Genomic DNA, 12,692 nt, shown 5'->3' with positions numbered 1-12,692 from the left:
CGAGGGGTCGACCAACGAGTGTCACCTACAGCGCGGGAAGCCGGGCCACGGCCCGCCCCAGGCGGTCACACGCCCAAGGATCTCTTCAGGAACTCCACCTGCAGCAGCAGCAAGTTCTCCGCCACGACCTCCTGCGGCGTCATATGGGTGACGCCCGACAGCGGGAGCACGCTGTGCTGCCGCCCCGCCGCCAGCAGCGCCGACGACAGGCGAAGGGTGTGCGCGGCCACGACGTTGTCGTCTGCCAGCCCGTGGATCAGCAGCAGCGGCCGCTCCAGCTTGGCCGCATCGCCGAACAGCGAGGAGTTGTCGTACACGTCCGCCTGCTCGTCCGGATGCCCCAGGTACCGCTCGGTGTAACACGTGTCGTACAACCGCCAGTCCGTCACCGGCGCCCCCGCCACCGCGGCGTGGAACACGTCGGGCCGGCGCAGCACCGCCAGTGCCGCCAGGAAGCCGCCGAACGACCAGCCCCTGATGGCCACCTTCGTCAGGTCGAGGTCGTCAGGGTATTGCTCGGCCACCCCCTGCAGGGCGTCGATCTGGTCCTCCAGCGGGGGCGTGGCCAGGTCGTTGAGTACGGCGCGTTCGAAGGCGGGGCCCCTGCCCGGGGTGCCGCGGCCGTCGGCCACGATGACGGCGAAGCCCTGCTCGGCGAACCATTGGCTCTCCAGGTAGCCGCCGCGACGGTTGAGCACCCGCTGCGCGTGCGGCCCGCCGTACGGATCCATCAGGACCGGTAGCTTCCGCGAGCCCTGCTCGTGCCAGGAGGGCAGTACCACGGCGGTGGAGAGGTCGCGGCGGCCGGAGCGGCCGAGCGAGACCCGCAGGTCGAGGCCGGGGCGTTCGGCCAGTGAGGGGATCGGGATGGCCATGCCGTCACGCCGTACGACCGTGGTGGACACGCCCTCGGTGTCGAGGCTCTGCTCGGTCAGTACGCCCACACCGCCGGACATCCGCCCAGAGAACACGCCGGACCGGGTCGACACGGGCAGCAGCGAGTGGCCGTCCCAGGTCCACAACTGGATCTCGGTGGGGTCGCCGCTCGCGCTGAACAGCACGCTGTCGTGGTCGACGTCGAGCACCGCGCGTACTTGCAGGGTGGGCGGAGTGACGGCGCGGTCACCCACGAACAGGCGATTGCCGCCGTCGGCGGCGGCCACCCAGACCAGCGAGCCGTCGTCGAGGTGCGCGGGCACGCCGGTGACGACGTCGACCCAGGCCGGATCGGTGTCCTCGCGGACCAGCGTGGACACGCCGGTCGCCGGATCGACCGCGAACAGGCGCAGCCTCTTCTGATCACGCGACATGGTCACGATCGACAGCGCATGGGAGCTCCAGGCGGCCGTCGTGAGGTATTCGTCCTCGTACGGCACCGCCACGCGCGACCCGTCGACTCCGAGCACGAACAACTGGGTCACCGTGTTGGGCGTGCCGGCGGCCGGATAGCGCTGGGCCGTCGCGGGCCGGTCCGGGTTGGCCGGGTCGGCGATGTGCCAGGTGTGTACCGGAGCCTCGTCGGCCCGTTCGACCAGGAGCGCGTCGCTCGACGGCGACCACCAGTAGCCGCGCATCCGGTCCATCTCCTCGGCGGCGATGAACTCGGCCAGACCGTACGTGACGGTCGGCGACTCGGGCTCCGCGAGCGCGCGGTCGTCACCTGTCGCGAGGGTGTGCACCCGTAGGGCGCCCCCGCTGACGTACGCGACCCGCCGGCCGTCGGGGGAGATGCGCGGGTCGATGACCGCGCCCGGCGTCTCCAGCCGCCGGGTGTCGCCGTTGGGCAGGTCGGTGACGTACAGGCCGCCGGCCAGCGCGAAGGCGGCCCTGGTCACCGAGGAGTCGGTGCTGTAGCCGACCACGCCGCCCGCCTGCTCGCGGCTGCGCTCGCGCCGGGCGCGCTCCTCGGGCGGGAGATCGCCGTCGTCGGCGTCGAGCGTACGCGGGTCGACCACGAGGCGCTCGACGTGAGTCTCGGTGTCGAGTTCCCATAGGCACGTCACCGGGTCGGTGCCGGACTTCGTACGCAAGAACACGACTTTGCCGCCGTCGGGGGAGATCGTGAAGCCCCTGGGCACTCCGAGGGTGAACCTGCGGGTCCTGGCCGACAGGCGCGGGAAGCTCTCACTCATGCCCTAATCCTGCCAGTACGCTCGAACGCATGACTGACCGACGGCTGCTGCTGGTGCACGCCCACCCCGACGACGAGTCGATCGGCACCGGCGCGACGATGGCCAAGTACGCGGCGGAAGGCGCGCACGTCACGCTCGTGACCTGCACGCTCGGCGAGGAGGGGGAGGTCATCCCCCCGGAGCTCGCCCACCTGGCCGCCGACCGCGACGACACGCTGGGCACGCACCGCATCGCCGAACTCGCGATGGCCTGCAAGGCACTCGGCGTCGAGGACCACCGCTTCCTGGGCGCGCCGGGCCGTTGGCGCGATTCGGGCATGATGGGCGTCGCCTCCAACGACCGGCCCAACGCGTTCTGGCAGGCCGACCTCGACGAGGCGGCGGGGGAGCTGGTCAAGGTCATCCGAGAGGTACGGCCCCAGGTCCTGGTCACTTATGACGACAACGGGTTCTATGGGCATCCCGACCACATTCAGGCGCATCGCGTTTCGCGGCGGGCGTACGAACTCGCCGCCGACCCACGCTTCGGTGAGGGGGCGCCGTGGCGGATCACGAAGTTCTACCACACGGCCGTCGCCAGGTCGGTGATGCGCCGTACGGCCGAGGCGCTGCGCGCGGCCGACGTCGGCTTTCTCGTCGAGGACGTCGACGACATGCCGTTCGTCAGCCCCGACGAGGTGATCACCACGGAGATCGACGCGCGGCCGTGGGTCGGCAACAAGCTGGACGCCATGCGCGCGCACGCCACGCAGATCAGTGTGGACGACCCGTGGTTCGCGCTCTCGAACAACATCGGCCAGGAGGCGCAGGGCGTCGAGCACTACATCCTGGCGCTCGGCGCGCCCGGCCACGCGATGCCTGGCCCGCCGATCGAGGCGGGCGGGATGGGAGCGCCGCACACCCGCGAGAACGATCTCTTCGCAGGCATCCACTAACCTCGTTCTTCATGGAGCAACGCAGCCAGGCCGAGTCGGCTTTGGGTGGGGCCGCCTACGGCATGCTGTTCGTGTTGGGGCTGGTCATGGGCATTGTGGGCGGGTTCACGCAGGCGATCTGGCACGTCGGTCCTGTCCCGTTCGTCGGGATGATCCCGGGCTCGGCGATCGGCTGGCTGCTCGCGCTCTTCGGCGTCTGTTTCGGGGCGGGCAAGCTCATGGGTTCGCGCCTCGGGGTGTCGGTGACGGCGCTCGGGTGGCTGCTGGTGTCCATGCCGTTCTCGCTCAGGCTCTCGCAAGGCGACCTGGTGATCTCCGGTAACCCCTCCGGGTTCGTCTACTTGTACGGGGGCATGGCGGCGGTGGTCGTGGCCTTCTGGCTGGCGCCCTCGTCGGGCGGCGGTTCCTGGTTGTTGCATGGCCAGCAGCCAAGGAACCCGACTTAGAGGCATAAAGTAGCGATCGTGCACCATGGTTCCACAGAGCAGCACGTCGATCGGGACATCTACCGCAAGGTGGTCGGCCGATTCGCCACCGGAGTCGCGATCGTCACGACCAGGCTCGACGGGATCGATCACGCGATGACCGTGAACTCGTTCACGTCCGTGTCACTGGACCCGCTGCTCGTACTGTTCTGCGCGGAGAAGGTGGCCCGCTTCCACGACGCTGTGATGGAGGCGGGTGTGTGGGGGGTGTCGGTGCTGCCGGCCTCCATGGAGGACGCGTCGCGGTTCTTCGCGCATCGGGGGCGGGAGCTCGACGGACAGCTGGAACGCTGGGCGCACCATCGTGGCGAATCGGGCGTGGCGCTCTTCACCGACGCCGTGGCGACGCTGGAGGCCCGGACGACCTCCGTCCATGAGGGCGGCGACCACTCGATCGTGGTGGGTGGGGTTACCGCGCTCGGTGCCCGCGCTGACGACCGTCCGCTGCTTTACCACCAGGGCCGCTATAAGACGTTATGAGCAGTCTTTTGCGGCCGCCCCGGGTGCATGACTGGGGATTGTCCGGGGGCATGCTCCTCCGGTGGAGGTGGCTGAGCGCCGTGACGTGCGCATTCTTGACCCCGGCCGTGGTCACGCGTGGGCCGCTGCCCCCTATGTGATGGGCTCTGTCGGCTCTACGGGCGGAATATGGGTCCTGTAGCCCCGTGCGCCCATGTCCGTGCGCCCGAGCTCGTGCGCCCGTGCTCGTGCCCGTGCGTCCTGCGCGCGTGACTGTGCCTGCGCCCGTGTGCCCCGCGTGTGTGTCTGTGTGCGCGCGTGTGTATCCGGTCGCGTGTGTGGCCATGTGCTCGTGTGCCTAGTTGCCACGGTGACCGCCGACCCGGCGCCGGAGGGGGAGTCGGGTCGGCGGGTCGGGATTATTGGGCCTCGGGAGCTGGGGTTGTGTCCGTTGGCGCCGGTGCTTCGGCCGCCGTGTCCGTGGGCACCGGTGTTTCCGCCGTGGGGGTCGCCGACGGCGTTTTCGCCGCTGGCGGGCACGTGGGGACCGGGTCTGCAGCGGACTCGGTCGATGTCGCCGTCTCGGTGGCCGTCACGGACGCTGTGTTCGACGCCGTCTCGGGCGCTGTTTCGGGCACTGTCTCGGAAACCGTGTTCGACGCCGTGACCGACGGGGTCGGGGTCGGGGTGGGTTCTGGAGTTGCCGAGGTTGTCGCGATTGCCGAGTTTGTTGGGGTTTCTGGGTTTGTTGGGGTTTCGGTGGGGGCCAACGGTTCTGCGGTGTTGGGTTGGCAGGTGAAGGTGACCGTGGCGGTGACGGTGGCCGCTGGGGCGGCTTCAGTTACCGTGATCGTGGCCTGCTGGGTGACCGTGGTGGTCGCCGTGGCAGTTTCGGTCACTGTCGCGGTCGCCGTATTGGTTGCCGAATCGCTGGTGCCAGGGGTGCCGGTGATCGTCGCCGTGGCCGTCGCCGTTGGGGTGGCTGTCACGGTGCGAGTGGGCCAGGGCAGGACCTTGACCTTGATGCCGGGTTTGCCCTTGACCTTGTAGCTACCCTTGCCGATCTTCTTGCTCGTCTGGCCGGCACCGGTGGTCACGGGGAGGTCGGTGGCCGTCGTCTTGCACGACTTGGCCTTGCAGACCTTCTGTTTCACGCTGAACCTGGCCGCTCCGTCGTACTTGACGGAGACATCCAGATACGAGACGCCTTTCTTCTTGACGACCTTCGTCTTCGCGGTGTACTTCCCGACTTTAGGGGTGGGGGTCGTCGTCGGGGCGGCGGCGGGTAACGCCACCTCTGCGCGGAGAGGAGGGCCAGTGGAATTGAGGGGATCGGACGCTGACGTCTGGGTGATCGCGACTCCGCCGACTCCGGCCAAGGCCATGGTGCCGACCAGCGCGCCCACGATGGTGAATCTCATAATCCTGCTCTTGGGGGAGATTTCAGGACGCGGATCATTATTCCGTCTTGTCAAGATTGGTCAAGGCTGAAACGCATGAACAGGCGCTATCGGTTCCGGCGGGCGGTGAACTACGTCAACCTCTCCACCCCGCTCGGTCTGCTGATCTCCGTCGTAGGCGGTGCCACGAGGCAGAGTGGGCCCAACGGCCTCGTCCTCGCGTACGGCTACCGCTACCGCTTCCCCATCGCCGGGGCCTTCACCGTCGGAAATGTCGTCCTGACCAGGCGCGACTCGCTCGAAGACCAGCTCATCCGGCACGAGGGCCGGCACGCCACCCAGTGGGCCTGGTGCGTCGGCCTGCCGATGCTCCCGCTCTACTTGGTGGCCATGCTCGTGTCCGTAGTGGTCTGCGGGCACCAGGCCTCGTACAACGTCTTCGAACGGCTGGCCGGACTCGACGACGGCGGCTACCCACGCGCACCCCTCTGGTGGAGAAGGGGCGGGGGCCGGGATCGGTTGGGGTGAGCCGCCCGCCTCTGGTGGGGCGGGGCTGGCGCGATTGGGGTGATCCGTGTACCCCTCTGATGGGGAAGGGGCGCAGGTCACGATTGGTCTGGGTGACTGATCCGCTACGTAGGGCAGAGCGACGCGTATGACGCAGACGATCGAAGTCCCGCACTGGCCGGACAGCTTCAAGGACCGCCTCACCGCCCCCCTCCCCGAGTTTCGTGAGTTGCTGAGCGTCACCTGGCACGGCGCGTTCCGTCCGGACATCGGTGACGCCGACCAGATTCCGGTGCTGCGCAACGGCGGTCTTCCTCGGGCCGCCACCGGCGAGACCATGGTGACCTGGGTGGGTCACTCCACGTTCGTCCTGCAGATCAGAGGGTTAACGATCCTGACCGATCCGGTGTGGTCGCGCAGGATTCCCGGAGTACGGCAGCGGCTGACGCCTCCGGGTGTCGCCTGGAGCGACCTGCCGAGGATCGACGCCGTGGTGATCAGCCACAACCACTACGACCACCTGGACGCGCCCACCATGCGCAAGCTGCCGAGGGACACACCGATCCTCGTGCCAGCCCGGCTGAAGCCCTGGTTCGACCGGCGCGGCTTCACCCGGGTAACAGAGCTGGATTGGTGGGAGTCCACGTCGATCGACGGCGTCACGTTCGACTTCGTACCCGCCCACCACTGGAGCCGGCGGACCGTCTGGGACACGTGCAAGACGCTTTGGGGTGGGTGGGTGATCGACGGCTCGGTTTACTTCGCGGGCGACACCGGCTATGGAGACCGGCTGGCGCAGATCGGGGACAGGTTCGGTGGGCTGGATCTGGCGCTCATGCCTGTGGGGGCGTATGAGCCGCACTCGTTCATGAAGGCCGCGCACGTCAACCCCGAGGAGGCGGTGCAAGGCTGTCTGGACGTCGGGGCGCGGCGGATGGCCACCATGCACTGGGGCACGTTCGTGCTGTCGGGGGAGCCATTGCTGGCGCCGGTCGAGGCCGCACGGTCCGCCTGGCGCGCCCAGAGCTTGCCACGAGAGGGCCTGTGGGATCTGGCGATCGGGGAGTCACGTTCCTTCGTCTCCTGATGTGTGTGGGCTGTGGGTTTGCGGTTTGCGGGGTGACGCCTTTTCATCTCCTGATGTGTGTGGGCTGTGCGCTGGCGGGCGGGGAGTCACATTCCTTCGTCTCCCGATGCGTTTGGGCTGTGCGTCTGCGGGCGGAGGAGCGTGCCCAGGGTCAGGGCGCCGATGGCCAGGCCTGAGATCGCGCCCGCGCAGAGCACCGAGGCGGTTGACGGGCTGACGATGGTGATGCCGAAGAGGGCCAGGGCCGAGATGATCGCGGAGACGGTGATGTACGTCCAGATCGCCAGTCGTACGACACGCAGGCGGGTTTGCTCGGACGGGTGGGTGCGGGAGAGGAGCCAGGCCAGGGCGGGCAGGAGCAGCACACCGTGCATGAGGATGGCGTGGGCGGGTTTGAGCGAGCCGGCCACGGTGTAGGCGAGCTGCTGAGAGCCGGTCAAGGCCTCGAACACTCCGCGGGCGATCATGATGCCCCCGAAGGCCATCGCCGTCAGGAACGTGCCGAACCCGGCCTGGACGGCCAGACGCATGCTGGGCGATCCGGCCAACCGCGCGATGGGTGACCCACTGGGAACCGTGTTGGATGTGGTGAGATTCGTGCTGGGGGTGCCGCCGAGGTCCGTGCTGGGCGACTTGCCGGTATTCGGATGTGATGGGCGGAAGGCGCTGACCGTCATGAAGATCGCTATGGCGATCAGGGTGAAGCCGCCGGCGGCCAGTGTTCTGGCGATGAGCGAGTCCACGTCGGTGGACATGTTGAAGTGCGAGGGCACGCCGCGCCACGCCTGCACGCTGATGAGGGCGACTTCCACGACCGAAGCCGCCGCGAAGACGCCCAGGAAGACGTTGCGCCTGCGTAGTCGGATGAACTGTGACACCCAGGTGAGCGAAAGCACGCTCAACCCGAACGAGACCCCGAACGTGAACGGTTTGCGCCACGACACGGGGCCGTCCCACGGGCCACCGTCGAGGACGAGCACGCCCAGGTGGACGAGCCCGGAGACGATCAGGAGCAGTCCGATCACGTACCAGAGGCGAGTCATGTTCGCCATGGTGACGTGGAGGAGGGGCGCGGGCGTCAGCCCAGGGTCTTGATTCCACATACGGCTGTGGTCGTAGCTGCCAGGTCGGGGGATGAGGCACAGGGGTTGAGGAGCGCCCCACCAGGACAGGGAGCAAGGGGCAATGGGCAAGGACGCCTCGGCAGGGTCGGGGAGCGCCAGCGCCTCGGCAGGTCAGGGAGCGCCCTGCCGGGCCAGGAGCGGGCCGTAAGGGCAGGGGGCGCCCCGCCAGGCTGGGGAGCGCCCAGCAGGCCAGGAGTGGGCCGCAAAGGTCAGAGAGTGAGCCGCCAGGTCAGGAAGCGGGCCGCCTGGTCAAGGGGCGGGCCGCCTGGTCAAGGAGTGAGGCGCAAGGTGTGGACGGCGGCCTTCTTGACGGTTGCCGGTCTCGAGTACATCGGGAGCAATTGTCCCTTCGCCCACAGCGGTGCCTGGTCCCAGTAGTTGTCGTGGAACGCGTGCCCCGAAGCCCCCGTCAGGTTGATCCATTCAGACTTGTCCAGATCGCCCAGGTCGATGATCATCCGCATCGACGGCACCGAAGTCACCGCGTAGTCGCGCTGCGCGTTCCAGCCGGTGGCGTTCGGGGCGTCCTTGCTGCCCGGTACCTCGAACGGGCCCCGGTTGAAGAGTGCCTCGATGGGCGCTATGCCCGATGTGCCGAGTGAGCCGTTGGTGAGCGTCAACTGGTGCAGGTCGCCCCAGCGCCAGGCTGTGACGTCCGTGCCGAGCCGGTCGGACACCTCCTGGTAGGCCGAGGCCAGTGCCTGCTGGACGATGTCGTCGCGGGTCTCCGTACGGCCCTTGGTCGTGGTGTCGTCCCAGTACGGGTCGTCAGGGGTTTCGAGCAGTCGCTTGATCACCTCGTACCAGCGGTCGCCGCCGCTCGGCCTGGCACCGGCGGGCAGGTCGTCGTCGAACGTCAGCTTGAGCAACTGCCGCCAGACCGCGTTGAAGTACGCCGCGGGAGCCGAGTCGACGCCCTGTGAGCCGTCCCAGTCCTTCAGCGACTGCCTGGCCTGTACGGCCGGCCCCGCCAGAGGCACCCGCATCAGGGCGGGGACCAGGGTCTTGGCCAGGCCGTTCTGGGTGTCCTGCTGGATCTTGGACATGGTCGTGGCGTCGACCTTGCCCTTCGCGATCTCCTGGTTGAGCCGGTCGATGATGCGCTGGGAGCGATAGCCGTACGCCCAGTCCTTGGTCAGCAGCGGCCGGTACTGCCTGGGGTCGATGACGGCGTTGTTGGCCGTCACGATGTAGCCGTCGGAGGGGTCCTCCATGGAGGGCAGCTGGTCGTAGGGGATGGGGGCGGTGCGCCAGTCGTACTCGCCGGTCCAGCCGGGCACCGGCCACGTGCCGTCCCCCTTCTGGCGTACGGGGATCCGGCCGGGCGCCTGGTAGCCGATGTGGCCCTCGGCGTCGGCGTACACCAGGTTCTGGGCCGGCACGTCGAAGAGCGCGGCCGCGGCGCGGAACTCCTGCCAGTCGGTGGCCGAGTTCAGCGCGAAGATCGCGTCGACCGTGGTGCCGGGCGTCAGGGCGGTCCACTGGAGGGCCACGGCGTTCGCGCCGTCGCTCGGTTTGACGTCGCCCATCACCTCGTTGATCAGTGGGCCGTGCCGGGTGCTCCTGACGTTCAGTGTGACCGTGGCGCCGCCGGCCACCTTGATCTCTTCCCGCCGGGTCCCCAGCTTCACCGACTCGCCCTTGTACAGGTACGTGTCGCCCTTCACCCGCTCCAGGAACAGGTCGGCCACGTCGGGGCCCAGATTGGTGAAGCCCCAGGCGATCTTGCCGTTGTGGCCGATGATCACGCCGGGAACGCCGGAGAAGCTGAACCCGGTCACGTCGTACGCGCAGGATTCCGTGATCTTCCGGCAGTGCAGCCCGACCTGGTACCAGACGGACGGCATCTGCGCCGACAGGTGCGGATCGTTCGCCAGCAAGGGCTTGCCGCTGGCCGTGTGCTCGCCGGAGACCACCCACGAATTCGACCCGATGCCCTCGCGGTCCGCGGCGCTCATCGTGCCGGGCACCGCGTCGAGCGCCTTCGCGGCCTGGGCGAGCGCCCTGGCCGCGCCCTGGCCTGGTGTCGTGGCCTCCTGCGGCGTGGTCTTGCGTGTCGTGGTGCCATGCGGAGTAGTGCCGCGTGGGGTGGTGCCGTCCGTTGTGGTGCCGCGCATGGAGGTGTCGCGTGCGGGCAGACGGTCGCGCTGGTCGAAGCGGTCGTCGGCGATCGTGCCCTGGGTGACGATCGGCATATGGCTGTCGTACGGGTAATCCGGGTAAAGCTGCTCAACCCGGGCCCGAGGCAGCTTGGTAAGCGCCAGAGCGCGGTCGATCTCGTCTTCCATGTTGGAACGCAGGTCCCAGGCCATGGCCTTGAGCCAGGCGACGGAGTCGAGCGCGGTCCACGGCTCGGGCTTGTAGGACCCGTTCTGCACCTTGAGCACCGAGTATTCGAGGCTCCGGTCGGAGGCGTTGGGGTTGGCCTGGAGCCAGGTGTTGACGCCCTTGGCGTACGCGTCGAGGTAGCGGCGGGTGCTTTCGCCCAGCTCGGGCAGCTCCTGCTCGGCCACCTTGCGCCAGCCCATGGTCCGGATGGCCTTGTCGTTGTCGAGCGTCGCCTTGCCGAACAGCTCCGACAGCCGCCCTGAGGTCACGTGCCGCCGGAAGTCCATCTCCCAGAACCGGTCCTGCGCGTGAACGAACCCCTGAGCCATGAACAGATCCTCGGCCGTGTCCGCGTAGATCTGTGGAATTCCCGCTTTATCGCGATAAATCTCCACATTCCCGGTTAAACCGGGTAGCCGCACGGCTCCGTCCACCTGAGGGAACGACCGTCGCACCGTGTACACGAGCACCCCGGCGAGCACCAGCGCGAGGACGAGGACCACGGTCAATGCCCGCGCCACCCACCGGAACGGCCAGGGCATCCAGGCGTAGGGCCGCAACCTCACGAAGACCTCCATCTCTCGCGCAGCCCCTCAAGTCTGACAGCCCACGATCACTACTCCCGCCCCACGAGCCCCTCCTGAAACACCGGCGCCTACGGGGTTCCAGCACATGGAGACGGCCTGCCAGGGGCAACGAAAGACCGACTGCGCCAACATCGAACTATCGAGACACGGGCCGATGCTCCCGTCTTCAGGCGGGATGGTGTGGGCGCGGGCGTGGCGAGGTAGGCGGCTCAGTGCAGCGTCAAGCATCCTGGCTGCTGCGTAAGCAGCAGGCGAGGAGCACGTCAGTCCCACACCTGTCCGGAGGGCGTATCAGAAACCCGGACACCCATGCTCACAAGGGACTCGCGCAGCCGGTCCGACGCCGCCCAATCCCCCGCCTCCCGGGCCCGCGCCCGTTCGGCCAGCAGTTCCGCCGCCCCCGGCGGCAACGCCGGCCGTCGGGACCGCCCGATCTCGACGGCCAGGTCCAGCCCCAGCACCTGGTCCAGATGCAGGAACGACTCCAGCTTCGCCCCCGGCGCCACCGACTCGTCCCGCTCCAGCTCCCGAAGCGCACGTAGCGCGGTCGGCGTGTCAAGGTCGTCATCGAAGGCCGACTCCGCCCGCCGCACGTAGTCGGCCGCCATCGGCGCGCTGGGTGACTCCGACCACTCGGCCACCCGTGTCCGCCACCGCCGTACGGTCCTGTCGGCCGCGTGCAGGGTGTCCCAGGTGAGGTTGAGCTGCTGCCGGTAGCGGTGTTCCAGGAACGCCAGGCGTACGGCCAGCGGATCGAGGCCCGCCTCGGTCACATCCGACAGCAGCACCACGTTCCCGGTGGACTTGGCCATCTTCCGCCCGTCGAACAGCAGGTGCTCCCCATGCACCCAATGACGCACCACCTCGTGGCCGGCCGCCGCGTTCGACTGGGCCCGCTCGTCCTCGTGGTGGGGGAAGCGCAGGTCGATGCCGGCGGTGTGGAGGTCGATGCGCTCGCCGAGGAAGTGCAGCGACATGGCCGAGCACTCGATGTGCCAGCCGGGGAAGCCGCGGCCCCAGGGGGCCTCCCAGGACAGTTCGCCGTCGGAGGGCTTCCAGAGGGCCCAGTCGGCATGGAAGCGCTTGCGGGGGTCGGTGGCGTCGGGGCGGAGGGAGTCGAGGCGGTTGCCGGAAATTTCGCCGTAAGTGGGGAAGGACGTGGCGTCGAAATACACCGCTCCGTCCGGCAGCGCGTACGCGTGTCCCCGCTCGATCAGCTTGGCGATCAGCTCGATCATCAGGTCGATCGTCTCGCTCGCGCGGGGCATGTGCTCCGGCGGCCGCATGTTCAGGGCGGCGGTGTCCCGCTTGAAGACGTCCTCGTAGTAGCGGGCCAGGTCACGCGGCGAGCGGCCCTCGGCCCGCGCCCGCATGAGCACCTTGTCCTCGCCGGCCTCCGAGTCGTCGGCCAGGTGGCCCACGTCGGTGATGTTCTGGCAGACCACCATGCGTACCCGCTGCCGCTCCAGGACCCGCCGGATCAGGTCGGACAGCAGCTGGGAGCGCAGGTTGCCGACATGCGCGTGGCGATAGACCGTCGGCCCGCAGGAGTACATGCGCATCGCGCGGGCGGGGGCGATCTCCTCGACCTGCCTGGCGCGCGTGTCGTAGATCCGCAACATCCCCCGAGCCTAGCCCCCGGCCGCCA

General features: G+C 68.6%; 10 protein-coding genes. 5 read left to right on the top strand and 5 right to left on the bottom strand.

Annotated elements, in window-relative coordinates; translation table 11 throughout:
* Positions 1-65: 65 nt before the first annotated feature.
* Entirely contained in the window at positions 66-2,132 is a 2,067-nt protein-coding gene (locus ACGFJ2_RS34275) for a DPP IV N-terminal domain-containing protein (protein ID WP_393475379.1), read from the bottom strand.
* A gap of 29 nt (positions 2,133-2,161) precedes the next feature.
* Between ACGFJ2_RS34275 and mshB the strand changes: the two genes are divergently transcribed.
* Genes mshB through ACGFJ2_RS34260 form a run of 3 tightly spaced genes read left to right on the top strand, consistent with a single transcriptional unit; the run spans position 2,162 to position 4,032 of the window.
* Positions 2,162-3,067 carry an N-acetyl-1-D-myo-inositol-2-amino-2-deoxy-alpha-D-glucopyranoside deacetylase gene (gene mshB, locus ACGFJ2_RS34270; RefSeq protein ID WP_393475376.1) on the top strand — a complete coding sequence of 302 codons (906 nt, stop codon included), beginning with the start codon at positions 2,162-2,164 and terminating at the stop codon, positions 3,065-3,067.
* Between the two features lie 11 nt (positions 3,068-3,078).
* Entirely contained in the window at positions 3,079-3,513 is a 435-nt protein-coding gene (locus ACGFJ2_RS34265) for a DUF6113 family protein (RefSeq protein WP_393475373.1), read from the top strand.
* A gap of 18 nt (positions 3,514-3,531) precedes the next feature.
* Complete coding sequence (locus tag ACGFJ2_RS34260; RefSeq protein WP_357944188.1) at positions 3,532-4,032, top strand: flavin reductase family protein; 501 nt, start codon at positions 3,532-3,534, stop codon at positions 4,030-4,032.
* A gap of 398 nt (positions 4,033-4,430) precedes the next feature.
* Here ACGFJ2_RS34260 and ACGFJ2_RS34255 read toward each other — a convergent pair whose 3' ends face one another.
* Positions 4,431-5,432, bottom strand: coding sequence for a hypothetical protein (locus tag ACGFJ2_RS34255; RefSeq protein WP_393475370.1), 1,002 nt, complete (start codon positions 5,430-5,432; stop codon positions 4,431-4,433).
* A 75-nt stretch (positions 5,433-5,507) separates the two neighbouring features.
* Between ACGFJ2_RS34255 and ACGFJ2_RS34250 the strand changes: the two genes are divergently transcribed.
* Together ACGFJ2_RS34250 and ACGFJ2_RS34245 are read left to right on the top strand one after the other, a co-directional pair.
* Positions 5,508-5,939, top strand: a complete 432-nt coding sequence (locus ACGFJ2_RS34250; protein WP_393475367.1) for a hypothetical protein — start codon at positions 5,508-5,510, stop codon at positions 5,937-5,939.
* Between the two features lie 127 nt (positions 5,940-6,066).
* Entirely contained in the window at positions 6,067-7,005 is a 939-nt protein-coding gene (locus ACGFJ2_RS34245; protein ID WP_393475364.1) for an MBL fold metallo-hydrolase, read from the top strand.
* An 86-nt stretch (positions 7,006-7,091) separates the two neighbouring features.
* Here ACGFJ2_RS34245 and ACGFJ2_RS34240 read toward each other — a convergent pair whose 3' ends face one another.
* From ACGFJ2_RS34240 to cysS, 3 genes are all read right to left on the bottom strand, one after another.
* Positions 7,092-8,048 carry a hypothetical protein gene (locus ACGFJ2_RS34240; protein ID WP_393475361.1) on the bottom strand — a complete coding sequence of 319 codons (957 nt, stop codon included), beginning with the start codon at positions 8,046-8,048 and terminating at the stop codon, positions 7,092-7,094.
* 350 nt (positions 8,049-8,398) lie between these two features.
* Positions 8,399-10,999 carry a penicillin acylase family protein gene (locus tag ACGFJ2_RS34235; RefSeq protein ID WP_393476277.1) on the bottom strand — a complete coding sequence of 867 codons (2,601 nt, stop codon included), beginning with the start codon at positions 10,997-10,999 and terminating at the stop codon, positions 8,399-8,401.
* A gap of 308 nt (positions 11,000-11,307) precedes the next feature.
* Entirely contained in the window at positions 11,308-12,666 is a 1,359-nt protein-coding gene (cysS, locus tag ACGFJ2_RS34230) for a cysteine--tRNA ligase (protein ID WP_393475358.1), read from the bottom strand.
* Positions 12,667-12,692: the final 26 nt, after the last annotated feature.

The sequence above is a fragment of the Nonomuraea sp. NPDC049028 genome (assembly GCF_043197735.1).
In the GTDB taxonomy this organism is placed as follows: Bacteria; Actinomycetota; Actinomycetes; order Streptosporangiales; family Streptosporangiaceae; genus Nonomuraea.
This window is presented reverse-complemented; position numbering and strand designations above follow the sequence as displayed.

Bases quoted from the DNA above. Each gene is read 5' to 3' on its own strand.
- ACGFJ2_RS34275 (WP_393475379.1), bottom strand. From the start codon at position 2,132: ATGAGTGAGAGCTTCCCGCGCCTGTCGGCCAGGACCCGCAGGTTCACC.
- mshB (WP_393475376.1), top strand. From the start codon at position 2,162: ATGACTGACCGACGGCTGCTGCTGGTGCACGCCCACCCCGACGACGAG.
- ACGFJ2_RS34265 (WP_393475373.1), top strand. From the start codon at position 3,079: ATGGAGCAACGCAGCCAGGCCGAGTCGGCTTTGGGTGGGGCCGCCTAC.
- ACGFJ2_RS34255 (WP_393475370.1), bottom strand. From the start codon at position 5,432: ATGAGATTCACCATCGTGGGCGCGCTGGTCGGCACCATGGCCTTGGCC.
- ACGFJ2_RS34250 (WP_393475367.1), top strand. From the start codon at position 5,508: ATGAACAGGCGCTATCGGTTCCGGCGGGCGGTGAACTACGTCAACCTC.
- ACGFJ2_RS34245 (WP_393475364.1), top strand. From the start codon at position 6,067: ATGACGCAGACGATCGAAGTCCCGCACTGGCCGGACAGCTTCAAGGAC.
- ACGFJ2_RS34240 (WP_393475361.1), bottom strand. From the start codon at position 8,048: ATGACTCGCCTCTGGTACGTGATCGGACTGCTCCTGATCGTCTCCGGG.
- ACGFJ2_RS34235 (WP_393476277.1), bottom strand. From the start codon at position 10,999: ATGCCCTGGCCGTTCCGGTGGGTGGCGCGGGCATTGACCGTGGTCCTC.
- cysS (WP_393475358.1), bottom strand. From the start codon at position 12,666: ATGTTGCGGATCTACGACACGCGCGCCAGGCAGGTCGAGGAGATCGCC.